The sequence below is a fragment of the Marinobacter salicampi genome (assembly GCF_011074795.1).
In the GTDB taxonomy this organism is placed as follows: Bacteria; Pseudomonadota; Gammaproteobacteria; order Pseudomonadales; family Oleiphilaceae; genus Marinobacter; species Marinobacter salicampi.
In genome coordinates, this window is record NZ_JAAMPF010000027.1 from 24,749 (window position 1) to 48,275 (window position 23,527).

Genomic DNA, 23,527 nt, shown 5'->3' on the forward strand with positions numbered 1-23,527 from the left:
TAGCCAGGGGTTACAATAGGCTTTTCAGAAGCATCGAATACCGGAGACTGTGTATGCACGATTATAAGGCGCCGCCGGCGCTGCTCAAGGACCGGATTATCATGGTCACCGGTGCCGGCAGCGGAATCGGACGCACAGCCGCGAAAACGTTCGCCGCCTATGGCGCCACGGTGATTTTGCTGGGACGGACCATCAGCAAACTCGAATCCCTGTATGACGAAATCGAAGACGCGGGTTATCCCAAGCCTGCCATCGTTCCCCTGAATCTGGAAGGCGCGGCAGTGAAGGACTACGAAGAGATGGCCATGACTATCGAGGATAACTTTGGCCGCCTGGACGGATTGCTCCACAATGCCGGCCTGTTGGGACAACTGACACCGGTCGAGCTGAGTTCACCTGAGACCTGGTCCCAGGTAATGCAGGTGAATGTCACTGCTCCCTATCTATTGACCCGGGCGCTCATTCCGCTGCTGCGTCAGTCTGACGACGCCTCGGTAATTTTTACTTCGTCCAGTGTAGGTCGCAAGGCCCGGGCGTACTGGGGGGCCTATGCAGTGTCGAAGTTCGCACTGGAAGGCCTGAGCCAGTTGGTGGCCGACGAGCTGGATGATGAACGGCACAATGTCAGGGTGAACAGCCTGAATCCGGGGGCAACCCGAACCAATATGCGTTCCCATGCCTACCCGGCAGAGAACCCAAACCAGAATCCGACGCCGGAAGCCATAATGCCCAGCTACCTGTACCTGATGGGACCGGCCAGCAAAGGCATCACGGGAGGCCAGTTCGATGCGCAGCCCAAGGGTGCGACCAAAGCCATGCATCCAGGCCAGCAGGATCTCTGATGGAACTGGTGTTCTACACAACATCTCACTGTCAGCTGTGCGAGCTGGCTGAAGCCTTGCTGGTCCATACGCCCCTGCCGGAACCGATTCCGGTTGATGCGATCGACATCGCCCAGTCAGAGTCACTGGTTGCCACTTATGGCACGCGCATACCCGTACTGAAACGCACGGATACCGGAGCTGAGCTCGACTGGCCTTTCGACCAGACACAGTTGCTTGCGTTTTTGGCTCCCTCGGATGCCTCCGGCTGATCCACGCCCTGGATCAGGCGTAAATCCCATACAAGCCCAACCGGCGCTACCTTAAAAGTTGAGTGAGGAACACCTGCCATGCTGATGGTTATTTCACCTGCCAAGACCCTGGATTACGAAAGCCCGCTGGCCACCCGGACCTACACCCAGCCGGCCTTTCTGGGTGACTCCCGGGAGCTCATTGATCAGCTCAAGGAGCTGGAACCCCATCAGGTAAGTAATCTTATGGGCATCAGTGACAAGCTCGGTCAGCTGAACGCCGAGCGCTTTGGTCAGTGGCACACACCATTTTCTCTGGAGAATGCAAGGCAGGCGGTGCTCGCCTTCAAGGGAGACGTCTACACCGGCCTGGATGCGAGCAGTTTCGATGAAAACGACTTTGACTTTGCGCAGAAACACCTGCGTATCCTGTCAGGGCTCTATGGAATTCTTCGCCCCCTGGACCTGATCCAACCTTACCGCCTGGAAATGGGCACCAAATTTGAGAACAACCGCGGCAAAGACCTCTACGCCTTCTGGGGCGAGTCATTGACCCATACGCTAAATGAAGCTCTTAGCCAGGATGACGGCGTACTGGTAAACCTTGCCTCCAACGAATACTACAAGAGTATCAAGCCAAGGAAGCTCGACGCCCGTGTTGTCACACCCCAGTTCAAGGACTGGAAGAATGGCCAATACAAGATGATCAGTTTCTACGCCAAGAAAGCCCGGGGCCTTATGTGCCGTTTCGCCATCCAGAACCGCATAACCCAGGTCGCTGACCTGCAGGGTTTTGATCTGGAAGGTTACGCCTATAATCCTGAACAGTCTGAAGGCGACCAGTGGGTATTTCTGCGTAAACAGGACTGATCCCGGCGCTTCCCAATCCCGCTACCCTGGCCCGGCCTGAGCCGAGCCAGGCGATTGCCTGACCATGACCCGGAGACCAGGAGTTCTGAATGAGTGAAGCCGTTTTTGCCGAAATCGCCATGGGCGTATTCCTGACCGTGCTGATCGGGTTCATGGGCTTTATCGTCTGGGACCTGGCCAAAAAGTCAAAAGCAGGACGTTTTGGCACCCTCCTGCTCTTTATTGTTCTGGGAGCAGGCGTGCTAGGCTTCGTCATCAAGACCGTGCTGGTTGAGGTGATGAACCTGTAGTCGCCTTGGCCGCGACCATCAGGCACTGCTACTGACACAACATTCTGTACACTTTTACATCATCCTTCGTCATCAACACCATCATTAAGGATTAATACCTCCATGTGGTTTCGCAACGCCCGCGTTTTCCGTTTTACCAAACCTTTTGACATTACTGCCGAGGCACTTGAAGAGCAGCTTCAGCAAGACGCATTCAAGCCCTGCGGCCCCCAGGAAACCTCGCGCCAGGGCTGGGTTGCGCCCCTGGGCAAGCACGGTGAGCAGCTGGTTCACAGCGCCAACGGCTACCACTTAATCGCCCTTCGCAAAGAGGAAAAGCTATTGCCGGGCGCGGTCGTCAAGGAGCTGGTCGCAGAGAGAGTGGAAGCCATCGAGGCCGAGCAGATGCGCAAGATTCCCAAGAAGGAAAAAGACGAAATAAAGGAGCAGGTGCTGCTGGAGATGTTGCCCCAGGCCTTTTCCAAGAATCGCCGTTGCTACGCTTATCTGGCGCCAAAAGATGGCGTCCTGGTGGTGGATGCAGGCTCAGCCAAGCAGGCCGAAGACCTCGCCTCCAGCCTTCGCAAATCCATTGGCTCCCTGCCCGTGCGGCCGCCGGTCGTTGAGCAGGCGCCGGCGTTCACCTTCACCGGCTGGCTGAACGAAACCATCGACCTGCACCCCACTCTGGCTCTGGGCGACGAATGTGAGCTGAAAGATACCGGTGAAGATGGCGGGGTTGTGCGCTGCAAAGGGCTCGACCTGCAAGGTGATGAAATCCGCAATCACCTCAACGCCGGCATGCAGGTCACCAAGCTTTCCGTCACCTGGGATGACAACCTGTCGTTCGTACTCGATGAAGAACTTGGTATCCGCCGCCTAAAATTCGGGGATACGCTGCAGGAAAAGCTGGATGACGTGGATGCCGACGATGCCGCCGCCCGCTTTGACGCCGCTTTTGCGCTGATGACCCTGGAGCTCGCCCGCCTGATTCCTGGCCTGCTGGAAGCCCTCGGAGGCGAGGACCGCAGCGCCATTATTGACGAGGCGGACGCGGCCTGAACTGAACCCGGCCTAGTGCGCCTTGAACTTGAGGCGCTCACGCTGCCAGGAACGCTCCGGCTCGTTCAGCACGAGCCGGAGGTCCATGACCTCTTCGTCGCGGTTAAAGTGCACTTCGAACCCCAGCCGCTCCGCCAGCTTCAGCATGGGCCGGTTCTCGGGCAGCACGTTCCCCACCATTTCAACTGTGCCCCGGGCACGGCAATAATCGATCATCTTCTGCATCAGCAACATGCCCAGGCCCTCCCCTTTCATCTTGTCATGGACCATGACTGCGAATTCACAGCGCAGGTTATCGGCATCCGTCCAGGTACGAACCGTGCCCAGGGTTTCTTCCCCTTTGCCATCTTCTTTCGGGGCGTTGGCGATGAATACCATCTCACGGTCGTAATCGATCTGGACCATTTGGGCAACGTCTTCCCGGGAGAAGTGTTTGCGATACTGAAAAAACCGGTAGCGGATGGACTCCGGGGACTGCAGCTCATGAAAAGCCCGGTGTGTAGGCTCGTCCTCTGCCAGCGCGGGCCGAAGAATGACCCGTCGACCCGACTTGGGCAGCACTACCCACTCCTCGAGCTCCCGGGGGTAGGGCTGGATAATCGGTCGTCCCGGCTTTTCCGAGAGGTCGATGGCCACATCTACTGCAACAGCGCCCTGCTCATTGAAAAGCAGGGGCAGGATCTCCAGTCCCTTGATCTCTGGTATATCAATGACCAGTTGAGAAAGGGTCACCAGGGTTTCACTCACCGCCCGGATATCGTCCTCCGGGTGAGTGCTGTATTCCACTAGAAGCTTATACATATAGGTGCGGCGCAGTAACTCCCGGGCCAGCACCATGTTCAGTGGCGGCAAGGCAATCTTGCGGTCTGTCATCACCGTCACATGGGCACCGGCGGCGCCGCAGACCACCAGAGGGCCAAATACAGCGTCCCTGGTGATGCCGACACTGAAGCCAACGCCACCCACGTGCTGGTTGGACCGCTGTACGGCGAAGCCCAGAAAGCCGCTGTCCGGATGGTACTTCTGGTACTCATCCATCAAGGTGCGACAGGCCTCAAGCAAAGCACTCTCGCTGCTCAGCCCCTGGAGCGTTGACCGGTTTCTGGCAGAATGGCCAGCGCGCTCCCGGAAAGGATGGCAGGCCTCCTCATGAAGAAGCGTCACATCGACTGGACGGCGCTCCACCGCAAACGCTTCCACCACTTCTTCTTCGTCATCGCAGTAGATGGTATTGATGGTTCTTATGCCGTAATCAGCAATCACCATCCGGGCTTCTTCGTTAGAGAGAAGGTAGCGCCCTTCCCTGATCGCCGATAACACCAATGCCCTGGTGGGGGTACGGTCTATGAAATGGTCGGTGAATGATTCGGGTGTTTCCGCCAGTAAACGCTGCACCCTTTGGTGGTTGACGTGCTGCATGAATGCCTTGACCGCTTTTTCTGGCGAGAAAAATGACGGTACACCGGCGCGATAAAACTCATCACGGGCGTCCAGCACCGTGCTTTGACCAAGCCAGCAGGTGAATATGTTCAGACGGGTGCCCTTGCAAGCCTGAATCACCGCGTCGGCAATCTGCAGACTGTCCTCGGTGAGACTGGGCGCGTACATGATAAGCACATTGGCAACACCTCGGTCCCGGGCCAGGATCTTGATTGCCGACGCATAGAGTTCAGGTGAAGCATCGTAGTTCAGGTCTATCGGGTTTTTTCGCGACCAGTACGGCGGCAGCAAATCAGCCAGTGCATCGATGGTTTTAGGCTCCAGGCTGGCCAACTCGCCCCCTTCCGCAGACAGTCGGTCAACAGCAAGCACCCCCGGGCCGACGCCGTTCGCCATGATTGCCAGGGTTTCGCGCCGAAGGGGGCGCATCCGGGTCAGGGTCTCCAGTGCGTCGAACGTCTGACCCAGGCCATCCACCCTTAACACGCCCGCTCTTTCCAGCATGGCATCAAAGATGGGATCGCTGCGGGTGATCCCCGGGGGTAACTGGTAGGGAAACCATTCGGACTCGGGCACACGGCCGCTTTTAACGGCAATGACTGGCTTGGTCCGCGACGCCACTCGAACCGCTGACATGAACCGGCTCGGGTTGGGTATGTTCTCGATATGAAGCAGTATCGCGCGGGTCTGGGTGTCCTGGGCCAGGTAGTCGATCAGATCATCGTGATCAATATCCATACCGTCGCCCAGGGTCAGGAAGAAGGAAAAACCGACCCCCCGCGCGAAAGCCCAGTCTAGAAGCGAACTGGCGATGGTGCCGGACTGACCAATGAAGGCAACCTTGCCGGGGATGGCCCCCATGTGGGCGTAGGTGGCGTTCAGATTGCGGCTGGGCACCATGAGCCCAATGGTATTGGGCCCCAGCACCCTGATGCCGGTCTCCCGGGCGGCGTCCCTTACCGAGTACATCAATGGCTGACCGGTCTTGCTGTGAGCCCGTGACATACCACCGGTCATTACGATGGCCGTCCTTACCCCGGCCTGGCCCAGCTGCCGGATCAACTTGGGCACGGTATCCGGTGGCGTGCAGATAATTGCCAGCGCCGGACTGAACCCCATCTTTGACACTCGCCGAATGCACGGCACGCCATGGACGGTCTCGTAATCGTTCTGGTTGATAACCAGAAGTCTGCCTTCGAAACCTCCGGACATCAGGTTACGCAATACCATTCCACCTAGATTGCTGGCTCTTTCGGAAGCTCCAACAACCACAATGGACTCGGGATTGAACAGACTTTCCAGATACCGGGTCCCCAATGCAGGTCTCCTTACGTTGCAGGGTGACAAACAGTCAATGGGCTTATCTTAGGCGTTCCAGCCAGGATGTGAAACGCCTGTGTTAGGGACGAAGGCCAGCTTCCCCGGGGCAGACCTAATACCAAAGAAACACAGCAAGGGTTCTGTATCCCTGATAATATCTGGAAAACCTATGCACTTTTGTTCCAGAGTTTTTCAGTCTCTGGCGCCAGTTCAGACCAGGTACGCTATGACCACCGCATTCTTTTCCCACGATGACTGCCAGAAGCACAACATGGGCCCGGAGCACCCGGAGTCTCCAACCCGCCTCGCGGCGATCATCAGTTACATTGCCGACACCGAACTTGAAGAAAAGCTCGACTGGGTTCGGCCCGATGAGATAACCCGTGACCAGCTGACGACGGTTCATCCGGAAGGGTACCTCCATCAGCTTGACATCATGCAGCCGACCCGTGGCCGGGTATTTACCGATCCGGATACGGCCATGATGCCTCACACCCTCAGGGCGGCGCGGCTGGCTGCGGGTGCGAACGTGCAGGCCGTGGACATGGTGCTGAGCAGCCAGGTGACCAATGCCTTCGTCTGCGCCCGACCACCGGGCCACCACGCCGAGCGCAGCAAAAGCATGGGTTTCTGCTTTTACAACAACATCGCACTTGCGGCCATGAGAGCGCTCAAGTTCCATCATCTAGAGCGGGTGGCGATCGTGGACTTTGATGTGCATCAGGGCAATGGCACGGTGGACGTGGTCCAGGGGGATGGACGGGTACTGATGTGTTCAAGCTTTCAGCATCCCTTCTACCCCCACTCACACGTTCACAGGCAGGCGGAAAACATCATCAATACGCCCATTGCCGCCGGAACGTCCGCCAGCGACTATCGTAAAAAAGTGGAAGCAGCGTGGCTCCATGCCCTGCAGGATTTCAGACCACAACTGGTTCTGGTTTCAGCAGGTTTTGACGGACACAGGCGCGACCCTCTGGCGGAACTGAACCTGGAGTCTGAAGACTACCTGTGGCTTACCGAGATGCTCACGAGCGTGGCCCACGACCATGCCGGCGACCGGCTCATTTCAACCCTGGAAGGAGGCTATCATTTGCAGGCACTGGCCGAAGGGGTCGCAGCTCATCTGGAAGGACTTACCGCCGTCTAGTAAAGGGCGTTCATGTAGCGGTACAGGAGCGGTACCGGGCCCGTTGGCGCTAACCGTTCCTGCCATTGCCCTGTCCGCCGCTTGCGCGCTGCAAGTCGGGCCGCTCGCCCTGTCGCTCTAGTCGGATGGTGGTCCGGCGGTTCTCGGAGTGACGGGTTGAGGCCGGAAACTGATCACCATGGGCCCGAGTTGTAATCATGTCCGCGGGAATCCCCCGCGCGATAAGATAATCGGTCACTGCATTGGCGCGCTCTTCCGACAGCGCCCGGTTATGAATCCGGCTTCCCACCCTATCGGTATGGCCATCCACAAATACCCTGTCAACCGTTGAATCCGCCTGAACATAGGTCGCTATGTTATCCAGAAGCTCATAATCCCGGGGCGACAATCGTGAACCGTCGACACCGTAGCGAATCCTGGACCTTTTGATCTGGTCATAATTAACCGGTAACAGGCCGCCTACGCAGCTCCTATAGTTATTGAAGTGGTTCTTGAAATTGATATTGGAAAGCCGGACCCGAACCGGTTCACTGCTGTACCAGGCCTGCCGGGTCACAGTGGGAGCCATGCCGTCCAGAAGACCGGCGACCATCGCCATGGTCATCCGGGGGTCCATTTTGACGGGCCTTGAGCCATCAGCCACCTGAACCTTACCCACGGGCCGAGGGTTTGCGCCTGGCCGCCAGGCCGGCGCTTCTACGACCACCATACCCTGCCCCGGACGCATGAGCCGGAGGTCCGATTCAAGGTAAAAGCCCAGGTACTCACCGGCACGGTGACGAAATACCGCCCGACCGAACCCCGGAACCGGATGGGTCAGGGTGCAGTCGAACACCGATTCGGCCAGGTACCACTCGCTGTTCTCGATTCCCGCACCATAGGTCGAGGCACCTGCAGGCATGCTGAACAACACCAACGCCAGGCCTGCCATCATTGTCTGTCGGGAAAGCAGTTTCATATTGAGTTTCCGCTTCACTGTGATCTCAGTGGGAGAGTTCCTGTACATGCATGTATTGCCATCTTGCCTTGAGTACTTATCGGCCCCAAAGCCGAACTCTTTAACCGGCCCCATTCAAAAACCGCTTCTGGTATACTCACGCCCAACAGGCGGCGGAGCCTGCGCTGTCATCAAGCGCCTGTCGCTCCAGCCTGCTCAATGACCTCAATGCCCTCAGGAAGCAGCCACTGCATGACCGAACTGACTCTTACCAGACCTGACGACTGGCACATTCACTTCCGTGATGGCGTCGTTCTGAACGACGTGGTGCCCGCCACAGCCCGATGCTTTGGCCGCGCCATCGTCATGCCCAACCTTGCGCCACCGGTTACGACCGCCAGCATGGCGTTGGCTTACCGCGAACGCATTCTGGAGGCGCGGGGCGAGTTTGCAGAGTTCGAGCCACTGATGACTCTGTACCTGACCGAGCAGACGACGCCGGAGCAGATAATCGAAGCCCGTAGAAGTGGCGTGGTGGCTGCCAAGCTCTACCCCGCCGGTGCCACGACCAATTCCGCCTCCGGCGTGACGGATGTCAGAAAGATTCATGACGTGCTGGCTGCCATGGTGGAGTGCGGCATGCTGTTGCTGGTACACGGCGAAGTCACCGACCCGGATATCGACATTTACGATCGCGAGAAAGTTTTCCTCGAAAGGGTACTTAGCCCGACGCTGGTGGCCTTTCCCAAGTTGAAAGTGGTGCTGGAGCACATCACAACGGCCGATTCGGTCGCCTTTGTAAAACACCATACCGATGGCAACCTGGCGGCGACGCTGACACCTCAGCATCTGATGTATAACCGTAATCACATGCTGGTCGGCGGCATACGGCCCCACCTCTTCTGTCTGCCGATCCTCAAGCGAAACACTCATCAGCAGGCTTTGCAGAATGCGGTGGTCAGCGGTGACCGACGCTTTTTCCTCGGTACTGATTCAGCGCCTCATGCCCGACACCAGAAAGAATCGGCCTGTGGCTGCGCCGGCTGTTACTCAGCGTTTGGAGCTATCGAACTGTACGCCGAGATTTTCGAAGACCTGGGCATACTGGACAAGCTGGAAGCGTTTGCCAGCTTTAATGGCGCAGATTATTACGGCCTGCCCCGCAATACCGGAGTCATTACGCTGGTGAAAGAGGAGCAGGCAATACCCGCCACCCTTCCGCTTGGCAATGATACTATCGTCCCGCTGCGCGCCGGTGAGACCCTACGGTGGCGCCTGGCCCCTGCTAAACACGAGTCAAGGAGTTTGAGTGACTGAAGAAACAGCCCTGCCATCCCCCATGGCCGCACGATTCCGAGGCTTCCTCCCGGTGGTCGTTGATGTGGAAACCGGTGGTTTTAACGCACGGACAGACGCCTTGCTGGAAGTCGCAGCGGTGATATTGGAGCTCGATGAAAACGGCTGGCTGGTCAGGTCCGAAACCGTAGCCCAGCAGATTGAACCTTTTGAAGGAGCTAACCTGGAGCAGTCTGCCCTGGATTTTACCGGCATTGACCCCTGGGACATGGAACGGGAGGCCGTACCCGAACGGGAAGGCCTGAGTGAGATATTCGGCGCCATTCGCAAGGCCGTCAAAGCCCAGGGTTGCAAACGGGCGGTGCTGGTAGGCCACAATGCCACCTTTGACCATACCTTCCTGTTTGCCGCTGCTGAGCGGGCCGACATCAAGCGCAACCCCTTCCATCCATTTTCGACCTTCGATACCGCCACACTGGCAGGCCTCGCCTATGGGCACACGGTATTGGCCCAAGCCTGCAAGCTGGCAGGCCTTCCCTTCAATAACAAGGAAGCCCATTCGGCCGCCTATGATGCCGAAAAAACGGCGGACCTGTTCTGCTGCATTGTAAACCGCTGGAAAGAACTTGGAGGCTTCCCTCCGCCGCCGGTATTGACCGAAGAACCTGTCTGAGCACCGCCCGATAATGCCGGTTAAATAAAAACCCCGCCTTGGAAGCGGGGTTTTTACTGATTACCTGGTGGCCAGCATCTAAAGACCGCTGGCATTCTCCGACAGGTACTTGGCGACGCCTTCGGGTGATGCATTCATGCCCTTGTCGCCCTTGGTCCATCCTGCCGGGCAGACTTCGCCATGCTCTTCGTGGAACTGCAGGGCGTCCACCAGACGCACCAGTTCGTCAATATTGCGACCCAGAGGCAGGTCATTGACGATCTGTGAACGCACCATGCCTACCTTATCGATCAGGAAAGCTCCACGGTAGGCCATGCCCCCGGCTGACTCCACATCAAACGCCTTGGCGATATCATGATTCATGTCAGCCGCCATTGTATATCGGACCTTGCCGATCCCGCCCTTATCCTCGGGGGTGTTGCGCCATGCGTTGTGAGTGAAATGGGAGTCGATGGAGACACTGATGACTTCCACGCCTCGCTCAGCGAAGGCATCCATGCGGTTATTCAGAGCTATCAGTTCTGAAGGGCAGACAAAAGTGAAATCCAGCGGGTAGAAAAAGATCAGGGCCGGCTTGCCCCTGATGGTTTCCGCCAGGTTGAATTCATCGACGATGGTGCCATCGCCCAGCACGGCCGGTACGGTGAAGTCGGGTGCGGGTTTCCCTACGAGTACGCCCATGATCAGTCTCCTTGTGTGGGTAATTTGATCTGTATTACCAATATATGCCCCGCATAATAGCGGCGAAGGCGACCTGTTCGGAGGAGACCTTGGGCCTCTCAGCACCTTTTACACCGGCCCCTGCCATGGAATCCGGGAACATCCTGTAGCCCGTGTTCATCACGATTTCACCCATCTTCGGCGCGACCGCATGGAGAACCTGCGCGAAGGTGCCCAGGCGGGTGGCAATACGCTTGGGCCGGTAGACAATGGCGTCGGCAACCATATCTGCAGCTTCATCCGGGCTCAGGGTCGGGACCTGATCGTAGAGCTTTGTTGGGGCGATCATCGGCGTCTTCACCAGCGGCATGTTAATGGTGGTGAACGTCACGTTTCGATCTGACCATTCCGCAGCGGCACATCGGCTAAAGGCATCGAGAGCAGACTTGGAAGCGACATAGGCAGAGAACCGCGGCGCGTTAGTCAACACACCGATTGACGAGATATTGATCACATGGCCCCGGCCTCGCTCCAGCATCACAGGCGCAAACCCCATGATAAGACGGACTGAGCCAAAGTAGTTAAGCTGCATCGTGCGTTCAAAATCGTGGAAACGATCGAACGACAGGTTCAGGGAGCGGCGAATGGAACGGCCTGCGTTGTTGATCAGTACGTCCACGTGGCCGTGGTTATCCAGCACGGTCTTGATGAACTCGTCCGCGGCGTCCATATCGGCAAAATCGCACTGGTAGGGGTGCACGCTGGCACCACGGGACTCCAGCTCCCGGGAAACCTCCATCAAACGCTCTTTCTTGCGGGCGCCGATAACAAGAATGGCGCCGGCGTCCGCCAGCTTCTGTGCCGTTGCCAGGCCGATACCAGAGGTCGCACCTGTCACAACGCAGACACGTCCCTCCACTGAACCGCGCAGGGTGCGATCCTTGAACAGGTCCGGGTCAAGCTTGCGCTCCCAGTAATCCCAGATCACAGGCGCATATTGCTCAAGACGCGGCACGGCGATATCGGTGCCCTTCAGAACACGCTCGGTTTCCCGGGCGTCAAAGCGGGTGGGGTAATTGATAAAGGACATCACCGAGGCCGGGATGCCCATATCATCAAGAATCGCCGAGGTTAGGCGCTTGACCGGCGGCAAATTCTTCACGCTCTGGCGGATGAAGGGCGGGATGAAGCCGAACATGCGCGAGTCAATGCGCATGGCCATTCGGGGGGCGTGGCCGGCTTCGGCAAAGATATTGAGGATCTCCCCCACCTTATAGGGATCGGAATCCACAAGATGGAAACAGTTGCCGTCTTCGCCGTCCAGGTGGGCAATGTGATCCATGGCATTCACCACAAAATCCACCGGCACCACATTGAGTCTCCCGCCTTCTATGCCTACGGTGGGGACCCATTGGGGAATAGTTCGGCGGATCTTCTGGATCAGCTTGAAGAAGTAGTAGGGTCCGTCCACCTTATCCATTTCGCCGGTCTTGGAATGGCCAATGACCATCCCGGGACGATAGATCCTGAAAGGCACCTTGCACTCCTGGCGAACCACCTTCTCGGACTCGTGTTTGGTCTTGAGATAGGGGTGATCGAGCTTTTCGGCTTCCTCGAACATGTCCTCCCTGAACGTGCCCTTGAAAAGGCCGGCGGCCGCTATTGAGGAGACATGGTGAAAACGCCCTGCAGCCATGGCTTCGGCGGCGTTTACCGCATTGCGGGTGCCCTCTATATTGACGACAGCCTGGGCCTCTTCATTTGCGCCCATATCGTAAACGGCTGCCAGATGGAAGAAATGATCCACTTTTCCCTTCAGGGCCTTCAGGGCTTTTGCTTCAATACCAAGGTTCGGTTTCGCCAGGTCGCCAATCACCACCTTGACCTGCTCATCAGTAGCGCCCCAGCGTTCTTTCAGTGTATCCAGTTTGAACTGGGACTCTTCCCTCACCAGAATATGGATGGTGCCGCCGCGCGCCAGCAGCTTTTCAACCAGAAAACGCCCGATAAACCCGGTACCACCTGTAAGAAAATAGTTCATTAATTCCCCATCCTGCTTGTCATTGTTAATGTCCTGCCCGAAACCACCGTCCCGGCGGCTGGCCCACCGCTTAAAATTTGAGCGGCATTGTACTTAATTGCAAATCTCATGTATTGTTCTTTTTTAGAGCAATTACTCCTTAACCTTTTGATTCCTATAGAGCAATAACTCTAGCATGCCCTTCTCTGCCAACCCCGGGCCGAGGCACAGGCACGTCAGTCACGTAGGCTGTTTGCAAACGATGTGTTTTGAGATTAGCACAGCCCCGACAGCCTGCCTCTTTCCCGGCGGCTGAACTCACGGGTATTAAAAGATGGACATGAAACAGACTGTCCCGGATGACATAATCTAACTTTCTTGCACTACCTAATCTGGACTACTCGATGCCTAAACAGCCCAAACAAGATGCCAATGCTGAACGTTACATTGCTATCGCCAAAGCCTGCCTGAAAGCCATTAACGATACCGCCTCGGATAACGGCAGCCGGGAAGATAAGATCCAGGCTGTCTACCAAGCGATCGACAATGCCTTCCAGCAGGAATTTGCAGATTACCAACAGGCAAACGCGATAATGGCCTCGGTACTGGAGCGTATCGCGTCCGGCCAACTGGACGGAACGGCAGCGGCAAGCCTGGCGCGAAAAACCCTTGATCAACAGCCACAAAGCACCCGTAAATCAATTATCCACTGAGCTTTTCTGATCGGAGTTCCTATGCAGACTATCTTTAAATCGGGTGGCTTTGCCTTGCGCCACCTTTTGCTGCCCTCTTTACTTCTGTTATGGACTGTCAGTTTCGCCCAGGCTGCCTTGGAACCCGTCAAAAGTCCCAACGACAAGAACAGCTACCGCTACCTGACCCTGAATAATGGCCTGGAAGTGCTACTGATATCTGATCCGGACTCGGAAAAAGCCGCGGCGTCCCTGGACGTTGCTGTAGGCAGTGGCGATGATCCCAAGGACCGGGAAGGACTGTCTCACTTTTTGGAGCACATGTTGTTTCTGGGCACAGAAAAATACCCGGACCCCGGCGAATATCAGCAGTTCATCCGCAGCCACGGAGGGAGTCACAACGCGTTCACTGCGTTCCAGGACACCAACTATTTCTTTGACATTCAGGCCGAACATCTGGAGTCGGCCCTGGACCGGTTCGCCCAGCAATTTTCAGAGCCTCTGTTCACGGCAGAGCTGGTTGAGCGCGAACGCAGGGCGGTGCATTCAGAGTTCAGTTCAGGCCTGAAGGACGACGGCCGTCGCATCTACGCCGCCAAGAAAGCCGTTGCGAACCCGGACCATGCCTTTCATCAATTCTCGGTCGGTAACCTGTCCACACTGGACGACACGGAAGCAGACCCTCTTCGAAAAGACCTGATCGAATTCTGGCGCAATCACTACTCTGCCAACATCATGAATCTGGTGGTTTACGGGCCACAGTCGCTGGACGAACTGGAGCGCATGGTTCGACCCCGTTTCGTCGAGATCGAAAACCGGCATCTGGAACCGAAAGCCCATAAAGAGCCGCTGTTCGAGCCGAGCGAGCTGCCTGCGAAACTAGAGATTGAAGCGCTCAAAGACCTACGCAGCCTGACCCTTGAATTCCCTATTCCGTCCCAGCAGGACCACTACCGCAGCAAGCCGGCCAGCTACGTTGCCAGCCTGCTCGGCCATGAGGGCCCGGGCAGCCTCTACGATGTGCTCCGCAACGAAGGGCTGGTGGAGAGCCTGTCCGCCGGCACTGGTATGGATACCGGCCATCAGAGCACACTGGAGCTCAGCATGCGGCTTACCGAGGAGGGTCTGGCTCACCAGGATCGCATCATCAGTCTTGCCTTCGACTTTATAGACAAGGTGCGTGACGACGGCATCACCAGGAGGCGATTCGTTGAAATGGCCAATCTGGCTGACATACACTTCCGGTTTCGTGAGCAGTCATCACCGATCCAGCTGGTGAGCCAGCTTTCAATGCGTATGCACCACGTTGAGCCAAAGGACGTGCTGCGCGCCGGTTACATGATGGAGGAATATCGCCCGGAGCTTTATAAAGATCTGTTGGCAGAGCTAACGCCCGACAATGTGTTAGTAACGCTGGTCCAACCGGAGACCCCCGAAGCAGAGCTCAGTGAGGCGCCCTGGTATGGCACCACCTACGCGTACCGGGAGATCAAGTCCGACTCCCTGACACAACCCGAAACCCGGGAGCTCGCCGACCAGCTGGCGTTGCCGGCACCCAACCCCTTCATCCCCGAAGATCTGGACATGGTGCCTGGCGGCACTATGGAGAAGCCGGAACAATTACTCCTGTCCGATCCGGACGAGGACAAGGGCCTGTCGCTCTGGTACGCCCGGGATACCAGTTTCGAGGCGCCCAAAGCCAACGTCTACCTGAGCCTGCGCTCGCCAGAAACCCAGCAATCGGCAAGTAACCAGGTTCTTACCCAGCTGCTGGTGGATGCCATCAACTACAACCTGAATGCCTGGGCCTATCCTGCCCACGAAGCCGGTCTCAACTACAGCGTGTATACCCACCTGCGGGGAGTGACCATACGGGTGGGTGGCTACGACGACAAGCTCCATACCCTGTTCACCCGTATCCTCAACCAGGTGGCGGAGCCTGAAATTACGGAAAGGCGGTTCCAGATCGCCCGCCAGAACATGATTGACAGCTTGCGCAACAAAGCCAAGGACCGTCCTGTTGAACAGATATCCGAATATCTTCAGGGAGCGCTGATCCAGAGTACCTGGACCACCGAAGAGAAGCTGGAGGCAGCCAGGGCTGTCACCCTGGATGAACTCGAGGACTTTGCCGGCGAACTGCTGGCGCAGGTTGATCCCGTCATGCTCGCCCACGGTAACCTGAGCGAAGCCTCGGCCCTGAATTTCAGCCGGCTGGCCAAGGCCGTGGTACTGGCAGACAGCGAGATAGTGTCTGTGCCTCGCAGCTCAGTACGGGAGGTGCCTGCGGGTGAAACGGAAATCAATCTGAAGGTGGTCCATCCAGACACCGGCTACCTACTCTATCTGCAGGGTCAGGACACCAGCTTTGAAACCCGAGCCATCCACCGGTTGATGGCGCAGGTGGTGAGCAGCCCGTTCTACGAAGAACTCCGCACCACCCGCCAGCTGGGTTATGTGGTTTACGCGACCCCTTACGAGATGCTGGAAACGCCTGCGCTTGGGCTGGTGGTGCAGTCACCGGAAGCATCGGGGGACGAAATTGACCAGGCCGTGGCCGAGTTTGCTGAGAACTATGGCAAGCGCCTGGCCGAACTGAGCACCGATGCCCTGACTCAGGAAAAACAGGCCGTTATCAGTAATCTTCTTGAGAAAGACCGCACTCTCGGCGAGGTGTCGGAGCGTTACTGGCGTGAGATTGACCGTGGGGAAACTGACTTCGACTCACGGGAGCAGCTGGCTGACGCGGTGCTGCAGACCACCCATGAGTCTCTGGTGAAGGCTTATCGGCAGGCTTTGATTGAACGCCAGCACAGCCTCAATATTGTCACTGTAAGGGAAGACAAATACGCAAACAGTGAGGAAATGATGGAGATGCTCAGGAAGCGTCCAGGTGTTCGGTAGCCTGCCCTGATGCTCAGGTAAAGTTGGAGGGCGAGCCCAGGAAACGCTGCCAGTCCTCCGGCTCATCCACATCCCAGCGCGGCTCCAGAAGGCTGACGGTCAGGCCCTTGGCGGTCAGCCGTTCACAGGTTTGGGCCAGAACGTCCGGAGAGCCCCAGGCGATGCTATCAAGCATCCCGGGCTCGGTCCGGCGCGCACCGATAAGTACGTAGCCACCATCATCAGAAGGCCCCAGCACCAGGTCTGAATCATCAAGGGCCGCCAGGGCCTGGGTCACGTATTGCTCCTCCACCGAGGGGCAGTCACTGCCCACAATCACCACTTTGTCGTACTTGGCCAGGCTGGCCTCGAGGGCATGGCACATGCGCTCACCCAGGTCGGCGCCGGCCTGGGTTCTCTGCACCACCGCACGCTGATTAAGAGCCGAAACAATCTTGCGGGCATGCTCCGGGACGGTATCCACGGCTCTGTCCCACCAGAATTGAAGCGGCAACTCGGTGACCGCCAGTTGTGTCAGTACCGTCGTGGTAAGCAGGAGATGCGCCTCCAGGGCGCCTTCCACGCCAAGGGCCGGGATAAGCCGGGTTTTAACCCGCCCAGGCTCCGGCCACTTGGCAAATTGCAAGAGCACCACCCGGGGGCGGGAAGTCTCGGTAGGCTGAGAAGTGTTCAGTTCAGAAACCGGGGTTTCGGACATTGGATCGGTATTCCCTGGCAAGAGTTTCCGGAGACTCGCCCCGCCAATATCGCCAACGCAGCCGCCACATCAGAAAGATAGTACGCCAGGGGCCGCCTGCGTCCCAACGACGACTGTCGGTAATGACAGGCTGGCGAACACAATACGGCGGTGAAACCAGCTTCAGGCGTCGGGTAAATTCAACATCTTCCATCAAGGGCAAGGGAGCAAAGCCCCTGAGCGCCTCAAACACGGACCGGCGTACAAATATTGCCTGATCCCCGGTCGCTATGCCGGTCAGGCGCGAACGCCGGTTCATGAACCACGCAATGGTCCGGTACAGGGGACGTTGACCGCTGAGACGCACATTGAACCGGCCCCAGTGGCGCCTGGAATGGTAGAAACCGCCCAGTTCATCCAGTGCCCCGGTGGGAAGCCGGGTATCGGCGTGAAGGAACAGGAGGAGATCGCCTCGGGCATCAGCGGCACCGGTGTTCATCTGTATGGCGCGACCGGGAGGTGAAGTCAGGAGTCGGTCGCACAGTGAACGGGCCCGCTCACGGGTTCGATCTTCACTGCCTCCATCCACGACGATTACTTCGTGGCCTGCTTTTCGCCAAGGCTGCAGGTTTGCAAGCGTAGCCTCGATGCTCGCCTCTTCCTGCCACACCGGTACGATAATGCTGACCTTGGGCTCAGGAACGGTTTCGCCGACGACATTTCGGCTTTTTCTTGCGGTTACGTTAATACTTTCGGTGCCCGGGGGCTCTGCTTCGCTGTCCATTGTCTCTCGTCAAACGTGTCAGGTTGAGCCTGTCTGGTAATCTGGTCGCTGCTGCATTGCCAGCCGCTTACCGGTCGGTCAGTTTGAGCTCGATTCGTCGATTCCGGCGCAAGGCTTCTTCCGAGGTGCCTTCGGCGACCGGGTAGAACTCGCCAAAGCCGGCTGCTGCCATGCGCTTCTCAGGCACACCCTGCTCCGCCAGGTACCTTACTACAGATACCGCCCGTGCCGTAGAAAGTTCCCAGTTGGACGAGAATTCCGGTGTATTGATAGGAATTCGGTCGGTATGACCGTCAATGCGAAGGATCCAGTCGATGTCTTCCGGAATGGCCTTCACCACATCCAGCAGCACATCAGCGAGCTTATCCAGCTCGTCCTTGCCCTCTGACCCCAGTGTTGCGGAACCTGACGCGAACAAAAGCTCGGAAGGCAGCAGGAAGCGGTCTCCCACGACCCTGACATTCTCATTATCCATCAGGATGTTGCGCAGGCGTGCAAAGAACTCGGACTGGTATTGCTCAAGTTCGTTGACCCGCTCCGCCAGTAGCAGGTTCAGGCGCTGACCCATTTCTGCCAGCTCGGCTTCCTTCTCAGCGGTCAGATCCTCCTGCAGGCGCAGGGCTGAGTTGATCGCGCTCAGCTGCTTCTGCAGGGCGCTTATCTGGGCCGAGAGCCGGTTGATGATCGCCCGCTGGGAGACGGTCAGAATCTGCTCCTCTTCCCGCTGTGCTTCAGTTTCCTCGAGAGAGCGTTGCAGGCGTGTCGCTTCGGCTTCGGCATCGTACTGTTCCTGAAGGGCGGACGCGCGGCCTTCCTCCAATTGTGCCTGAAGACTCTGCGCCAGGGCCAGGGCAGCGCTATGCTCGCCTCTGGCGGTTTCCAGTTCCTCCTCAAGCGCACTTGCCCGCTCTTCTTCCAGCCCCAGCAACCGGGAGATTTCTGCCATCTGGCTGCTCAGGCGGGCAAGCTGGGTGTCACGGTCCGACAAGGTCTGGGACAGGTAGAGCTGGCTCACCACATAAACCAGCAACATGAAGATCACCAGCATCAGCAGCGCTGAAAGGGCATCCACATACCCGGGCCATACATTGATCGTGCTGCGGGTACGCCGTCTGGATCCGATCATAGGCCGTTATTCCCTGTCCGCCAGCTGGCTTCGAAGCTTGCGATTCTCATCCAGCAAGCGCTCCACGTCAGCATTCACAGCCACAGCCTGGCGGGAACTGGGATTAACGTCATCCACGAGATTGGTGACACTGGTCAGCCATTCCTCCAGGCTGTCGTAGAAACGGTTCTGGGCGTGGCCGGCTTGGATATCCAGGAAACCAAGGATCAGGGAGCCGCCAAGTCCCAGCAGGGAGGAACTGAAAGCCGTACCCATACCTTCAAGGGGTTCAAGTAGCCCAGACTGCATGGTAGCGAAGACTTCGCCGAAATCCCCGTCACCCATGTCCAGATTGACGATGACAGCGCCCACTGAATTGATCGTTCCCAACAGGCCCCAGAAAGTGCCCAACAGCCCCAGGAACACCAGCAGGCTTATGAAGTAGCGGGTAATCTCCCGCTGCTCGTCCATCCGCGAGTGAATACCATCGAGCACCGTGCGCAGAGAAAGTGTCGAGAGAGAGAACTGGTCGCGCTTGTAGTCATCACCCAGTTGCTTGGCCAGAGGCTTTAGCAGGCGGGGCTCCTGCATCACTGACAGGCCGGAATGACCGGTCCGGAACTGGGCTATCCATCGCATCTCGGGGAAGAGTACGAATACCTGGCGGTAGGTAAGGCCTATGCCCACGAGCAGGACACAGACAATCAGAAGGTTAAATACCCAGTTCGCCATGAAGGCGGTTTGCAGGGGGCCGTAGATCAGCGCACATACCGTGGCGACTACCACCAGAAACAGGGTCATCCAGAAAAGCGTGTGCTTGGGGTTGCTCATTGCCATCACCGAGAGTTAACACTGAAAGTTAAGCGAAACCAGATTTAAGACACTAGCATAAACAATGGCCGGTCTTTGACCCTTGAAAGCAGCAAATCCGGCACCATCAACCATACACTCGCTAAAAGACTCTGACTGATCTTTTTTCACTGCTTTTCCCCAGGAACAACGACCCCATGCGAAGACTTAATACCCGGACCTCCTTCGGAACGCTCTGGCAGCTTTCGGCCCTGCTGATGTTGGCGACCCTTCTTTCCGGCTGTGGTATCAACAATATTCCCACCTATGACGAACAGGTTAAATCAGCCTGGTCCCAGGTCGAAAACCAGTACCAGCGCCGCGCTGATCTGGTACCCAATCTGGTCGAAACCGTCAAGGGCTTTGCAAAACAGGAGCAGGAAACCCTCACTGCCGTGATGGAGGCCCGCTCCAAGGCCACTTCCATTCAGGTGGACGAAGACATCCTCAACAATCCCGAGAAACTGCAACAGTTCCAGCAAGCCCAGGGCGAGCTCAGCAGTGCGCTTAGCAGACTGATGGCGGTTTCTGAACGCTATCCGGATCTAAAGTCGAACCAGAACTTCCTGGCGCTGCAGTCACAACTGGAAGGCACCGAGAATCGCATCGCTGTTGCCAGACGTGACTTCATCCAGGCGGTGGAGCGCTACAACACCGAGATCCGGACCTTCCCTGGCAAGATCTGGCACAGCCTTATGTACAGCGATATGCCTTTGCGAGAAAACTTCGAAGCAACGGCCAAAAATGCTGAAGATGCGCCAAGAGTGGAGTTTTAATGGTCTTTTCCATCAAGTACAGCCTGCTCGCAGCGCTTACCCTCTGCCTGGTTCAGGCCAGCGCGGCTCTGGCCCAGTCCGGCCCTGATTTCCCGGAACTGACCGGACGGGTCGTCGACCGTGCCGATCTGCTCGACAACGCTGCCGAGGCGAAGCTCACGGGTATGCTCAAGGCCCACGAAGACGCCACTTCGGAACAGGTCGTGATGGTTACCGTGCCTGACCTGCAGGGCTATCCCATTGAGGACTTCGGCTACCAGCTTGGCAGACACTGGGGAATTGGCCAGGAAGGTGAGGACAATGGCGCCCTGCTGCTCGTCGCAAAGGACGAGCGCAAGGTTCGGATAGAGGTTGGCTACGGGCTCGAAGGGCGCCTCACTGACGCCAATTCGTCTGTCATCATCAACCGTATCATCACGCCGGCCTTTCGCGAGGGCAACTATACTGAGGGCATCATGAACGGCGCAGCCGCCATGGTTAAGGTTCTGGGTGGTGAGCCCCTGACAAACGCCCGCCAGCCAGTGGGTCAACAGGCTCAGGACAAGCCCGATCTTGGCAAGGCCGCCCTGATGTTCATCATCATGATGGCGGTGATCTTCTTTACCGGCGGCGGCCGGGGTACCCGAGGCCGGGGCGGTGCAGCTCTGCTGGGCGGCGCATTGCTTGGCGCAAGCATGGGCGGCCGCGGCGGTGGCTTTGGTGGCGGAGGTTTCGGCGGCGGCGGTGGCGGTTTCGGTGGTGGCGGTGCCTCCGGCGGCTGGTAACAGCCAAGGCAAGGCTCGACGGATCCCTGAACAAGCAACAAGCCCTCACACTTCAACAGTAAGAATGACCCATGACATTACTCAGTAAAAACGAGCAGGCCCAGGTAACCGCCGCGATAAACCAGGTGGAGAAGGAAACCGATGCCGAACTGGTCACCGTACTAACGGGCCAGTCCGACAATTACTCCTACATTCCTCTGGTATGGGCAGGCATTATTGCCCTGCTGGTGCCCGGCATACTCAACTATTTCTTCGGCTGGGTGGGCGCCGACATGCTGATGCTCACCCAGTGGGCGACTTTTGTTCTGCTGTGCCTGATCTTCCGGCTGCCCCAGATCAACACCCGGCTGATTCCCAGACACGTGCGCTACTGGCGCGCCTCCAATCTGGCGCGCAGGCAGTTTCTGGAGCAGAACCTGCACCACACTGACGGCGGCACCGGAATGCTGATTTTCGTATCAGAAGCGGAACGCTACGTTGAAATACTGGTGGACCAGGGGATTTCCAGCCGCATCGACAATACGGTCTGGGAAGGCATTGTTGAGCATTTCACCCACCAGGTGAAACAGGGCGAAACCCTGCAGGGCTTTCTTGATTGTGTCGAGGCCTGCGGCAAGCATTTGAAAACCGAAATCCCCGCCACTCACGAACGCAATGAGTTGCCTGATCATCTGATCGTTCTACCGTGACATAGCGCGCGTCTCAAACAGACTTGAGATGCGCCGCCTCTGCCGCTATCATACCGCCCTGCCGCAATATGTCTCAGTAGCTCAGCTGGATAGAGCAGCCCCCTCCTAAGGGGCAGGTCGCAGGTTCGAATCCTGCCTGGGACACCACCATTTTATACCAGCGCCAAACCAGTACCAGGCAGGATAAATCTTCGTCCGCTATTACATCAGTTCAATCGCAACTGCAGTACCCTCACCACCGCCAATGCAAAGCGAAGCCACACCCCGCTTCAATCCCCGCTGTTTCAGGGCATTGATCAGGGTAATCATGATGCGGGAACCGGATGAGCCGATGGGGTGACCCAGTGCGCAACCGCCGCCGTGGATGTTGACCTTGTCTTCACCCAGCCCCAGCTCCTGGATCGCCAGCATGGTTACCACCGCAAAAGCCTCGTTGATTTCAAAGAGGTCGACATCGTCTTTGTGCCACCCTGCCTTATCAAGCACTTTCTGGATTGCGCCAATGGGTGCCAGAGTAAACTCGGAGGGCAGCCGAGCATGGGTAGCATGGGCCACAATACGAGCCTGGGGCTTAAGCCCACGAGCTTCGGCCTCTGATGCGGTAGTCAGTACCATGGCTGACGCGCCATCGCTTATGGAACTGGAATTAGCCGCCGTAACGGTTCCGTCTTTGGCGAACGCGGGTTTAAGGGTGGGGATTTTTTCCGGCCGGGCATTGCCAGGCTGCTCGTCAGTATCAACCAGTGTTTCGCCGCCACGACCAGGCACCGGGACAGCGGTGATCTCATCTTCAAACCAGCCCTGGCGGATGGCTTCCAGGGCCTTGTTCAGAGAGCTTATGGCGAAACTGTCCATGGCTTCCCGGCTAACCTTGTAGGTGTCTGCGGTGCGCTGGGCAAACACACCCATTAGACCCCCTTCGTAGGCATCTTCCAGTCCGTCCAGAAACATGGAGTCCAGTACCTGGCCGTGCCCCATGCGCATACCACCACGGGCTTTGGGCAGAAGGTAGGGAGCCTGGCTCATGTTTTCCATACCACCGGCGATCATGATGCTGTTGGTGCCGGCTTTGATCTGGTCGTGGGCCATGATGACGGCCTGCATGCCGGAGCCGCACATTTTGTTGATCGTAGTGCAACCACTGGAATCAGGAATCCCCGAGGCGCGGGAGGCCTGGCGCGCGGGCGCCTGGCCGAGGCCTGCGGGCAGGACGCAGCCCATGATGACTTCCTGGATATCGGCGGGTTGCAGGCCGCTTCTTTCAATGGCCGCTTTGATGGAGGCGGCGCCCAGGTCCGGGGAACGCACGGAGCTCAGGTCACCCATCAATCCACCCATTGGGGTTCGGGCGGAGCCCGCGATTACTACGTCGTTGCTGTTCATTTCTCTAATCCTCTGATTCCGGTGCAGGACCCTGCGGGCGACCTTGTTCGAGACACGCTGTAAATACATCCCTTGTACGCTCGACAAAAGCCATCCATGGCTTTTGTCGGTCCCGGAACAAGGCCCCCGCACGGTC

The 23,527-nt window shown here is 57.6% G+C and carries 22 protein-coding genes and 1 tRNA gene; 14 read left to right on the forward strand and 9 right to left on the reverse strand.

Annotated elements, in window-relative coordinates:
- Window positions 1-53: 53 nt before the first annotated feature.
- From G7W63_RS15700 to rdgC, 5 genes are all read left to right on the forward strand, one after another.
- Window positions 54-842 (forward strand): YciK family oxidoreductase, encoded by a 789-nt coding sequence (locus G7W63_RS15700; RefSeq protein WP_166260324.1) that lies wholly within the window; start codon window positions 54-56, stop codon window positions 840-842.
- Window positions 842-1,093: a glutaredoxin family protein gene (locus tag G7W63_RS15705; protein ID WP_166260327.1), complete on the forward strand. Its 252-nt coding sequence runs from the start codon at window positions 842-844 to the stop codon at window positions 1,091-1,093. The genes G7W63_RS15700 and G7W63_RS15705 overlap by 1 nt, the downstream gene beginning before the upstream one ends.
- 78 nt (window positions 1,094-1,171) lie before the next feature.
- Window positions 1,172-1,942 carry a peroxide stress protein YaaA gene (gene yaaA / locus G7W63_RS15710; protein ID WP_166260330.1) on the forward strand — a complete coding sequence of 257 codons (771 nt, stop codon included), beginning with the start codon at window positions 1,172-1,174 and terminating at the stop codon, window positions 1,940-1,942.
- A gap of 89 nt (window positions 1,943-2,031) precedes the next feature.
- Window positions 2,032-2,232 (forward strand): DUF2788 domain-containing protein, encoded by a 201-nt coding sequence (locus tag G7W63_RS15715; protein WP_166260333.1) that lies wholly within the window; start codon window positions 2,032-2,034, stop codon window positions 2,230-2,232.
- Window positions 2,233-2,334: 102 nt separating this feature from the next.
- On the forward strand, window positions 2,335-3,273 hold the full coding sequence (gene rdgC / locus G7W63_RS15720; protein WP_166260336.1) for a recombination-associated protein RdgC: 939 nt from the start codon (window positions 2,335-2,337) through the stop codon (window positions 3,271-3,273).
- Window positions 3,274-3,285: 12 nt separating this feature from the next.
- Here the strand turns inward: rdgC and G7W63_RS15725 are convergent, their stop codons facing one another.
- Window positions 3,286-6,030, reverse strand: a complete 2,745-nt coding sequence (locus G7W63_RS15725) for a bifunctional acetate--CoA ligase family protein/GNAT family N-acetyltransferase (RefSeq protein WP_166260339.1) — start codon at window positions 6,028-6,030, stop codon at window positions 3,286-3,288.
- Between the two features lie 229 nt (window positions 6,031-6,259).
- Between G7W63_RS15725 and G7W63_RS15730 the strand changes: the two genes are divergently transcribed.
- Window positions 6,260-7,183, forward strand: coding sequence for a histone deacetylase family protein (locus G7W63_RS15730; RefSeq protein WP_166260342.1), 924 nt, complete (start codon window positions 6,260-6,262; stop codon window positions 7,181-7,183).
- Between the two features lie 49 nt (window positions 7,184-7,232).
- On the opposite strand, the gene G7W63_RS15735 is transcribed toward G7W63_RS15730, so the two are convergent.
- Window positions 7,233-8,141, reverse strand: coding sequence for a flagellar protein MotY (locus G7W63_RS15735; RefSeq protein WP_166260345.1), 909 nt, complete (start codon window positions 8,139-8,141; stop codon window positions 7,233-7,235).
- Window positions 8,142-8,372: 231 nt separating this feature from the next.
- Between G7W63_RS15735 and pyrC the strand changes: the two genes are divergently transcribed.
- Together pyrC and rnt are read left to right on the forward strand one after the other, a co-directional pair.
- Complete coding sequence (pyrC, locus tag G7W63_RS15740) at window positions 8,373-9,437, forward strand: dihydroorotase (protein WP_166260348.1); 1,065 nt, start codon at window positions 8,373-8,375, stop codon at window positions 9,435-9,437.
- A 22-nt stretch (window positions 9,438-9,459) separates the two neighbouring features.
- On the forward strand, window positions 9,460-10,089 hold the full coding sequence (rnt, locus tag G7W63_RS15745; protein WP_166260573.1) for a ribonuclease T: 630 nt from the start codon (window positions 9,460-9,462) through the stop codon (window positions 10,087-10,089).
- Window positions 10,090-10,167: 78 nt separating this feature from the next.
- Here rnt and G7W63_RS15750 read toward each other — a convergent pair whose 3' ends face one another.
- Both G7W63_RS15750 and G7W63_RS15755 read right to left on the reverse strand, forming a co-directional pair.
- Complete coding sequence (locus G7W63_RS15750; protein ID WP_166260351.1) at window positions 10,168-10,770, reverse strand: peroxiredoxin; 603 nt, start codon at window positions 10,768-10,770, stop codon at window positions 10,168-10,170.
- A 34-nt stretch (window positions 10,771-10,804) separates the two neighbouring features.
- Complete coding sequence (locus G7W63_RS15755) at window positions 10,805-12,790, reverse strand: SDR family oxidoreductase (protein ID WP_166260354.1); 1,986 nt, start codon at window positions 12,788-12,790, stop codon at window positions 10,805-10,807.
- A 383-nt stretch (window positions 12,791-13,173) separates the two neighbouring features.
- Between G7W63_RS15755 and G7W63_RS15760 the strand changes: the two genes are divergently transcribed.
- Both G7W63_RS15760 and G7W63_RS15765 read left to right on the forward strand, forming a co-directional pair.
- Window positions 13,174-13,482 (forward strand): hypothetical protein, encoded by a 309-nt coding sequence (locus tag G7W63_RS15760; RefSeq protein ID WP_166260357.1) that lies wholly within the window; start codon window positions 13,174-13,176, stop codon window positions 13,480-13,482.
- A 21-nt stretch (window positions 13,483-13,503) separates the two neighbouring features.
- Entirely contained in the window at window positions 13,504-16,365 is a 2,862-nt protein-coding gene (locus G7W63_RS15765) for an insulinase family protein (protein WP_166260360.1), read from the forward strand.
- Window positions 16,366-16,378: 13 nt separating this feature from the next.
- Here G7W63_RS15765 and G7W63_RS15770 read toward each other — a convergent pair whose 3' ends face one another.
- The 4 genes from G7W63_RS15770 to G7W63_RS15785 all read right to left on the reverse strand — a co-directional run bounded on the left by G7W63_RS15770 (window position 16,379) and on the right by G7W63_RS15785 (window position 19,761).
- Window positions 16,379-17,062, reverse strand: coding sequence for a TIGR04282 family arsenosugar biosynthesis glycosyltransferase (locus tag G7W63_RS15770; RefSeq protein ID WP_166260363.1), 684 nt, complete (start codon window positions 17,060-17,062; stop codon window positions 16,379-16,381).
- Window positions 17,040-17,825: a TIGR04283 family arsenosugar biosynthesis glycosyltransferase gene (locus G7W63_RS15775; protein ID WP_166260366.1), complete on the reverse strand. Its 786-nt coding sequence runs from the start codon at window positions 17,823-17,825 to the stop codon at window positions 17,040-17,042. Before G7W63_RS15775 ends, G7W63_RS15770 begins: the two co-directional genes overlap by 23 nt.
- Window positions 17,826-17,892: 67 nt before the next feature.
- On the reverse strand, window positions 17,893-18,951 hold the full coding sequence (locus tag G7W63_RS15780; protein ID WP_166260369.1) for a peptidoglycan -binding protein: 1,059 nt from the start codon (window positions 18,949-18,951) through the stop codon (window positions 17,893-17,895).
- A 6-nt stretch (window positions 18,952-18,957) separates the two neighbouring features.
- Complete coding sequence (locus tag G7W63_RS15785) at window positions 18,958-19,761, reverse strand: flagellar motor protein MotA (RefSeq protein ID WP_242634450.1); 804 nt, start codon at window positions 19,759-19,761, stop codon at window positions 18,958-18,960.
- Window positions 19,762-19,997: 236 nt separating this feature from the next.
- On the opposite strand from G7W63_RS15785, the gene G7W63_RS15790 reads away from it, so the two are divergent.
- The 4 genes from G7W63_RS15790 (at window position 19,998) to G7W63_RS15805 (ending at window position 22,155) form a co-directional block, all read left to right on the forward strand.
- Window positions 19,998-20,555: a LemA family protein gene (locus tag G7W63_RS15790; RefSeq protein ID WP_423202296.1), complete on the forward strand. Its 558-nt coding sequence runs from the start codon at window positions 19,998-20,000 to the stop codon at window positions 20,553-20,555.
- Window positions 20,555-21,319, forward strand: coding sequence for a TPM domain-containing protein (locus G7W63_RS15795; protein ID WP_166260375.1), 765 nt, complete (start codon window positions 20,555-20,557; stop codon window positions 21,317-21,319). The genes G7W63_RS15790 and G7W63_RS15795 overlap by 1 nt, the downstream gene beginning before the upstream one ends.
- A gap of 71 nt (window positions 21,320-21,390) precedes the next feature.
- On the forward strand, window positions 21,391-22,008 hold the full coding sequence (locus tag G7W63_RS15800) for a TPM domain-containing protein (protein WP_166260378.1): 618 nt from the start codon (window positions 21,391-21,393) through the stop codon (window positions 22,006-22,008).
- Window positions 22,009-22,078: 70 nt separating this feature from the next.
- Window positions 22,079-22,155: transfer RNA gene (locus G7W63_RS15805), tRNA-Arg, on the forward strand.
- A gap of 54 nt (window positions 22,156-22,209) precedes the next feature.
- Here G7W63_RS15805 and G7W63_RS15810 read toward each other — a convergent pair.
- Entirely contained in the window at window positions 22,210-23,391 is a 1,182-nt protein-coding gene (locus tag G7W63_RS15810; RefSeq protein ID WP_166260381.1) for a thiolase family protein, read from the reverse strand.
- Window positions 23,392-23,527: the final 136 nt, after the last annotated feature.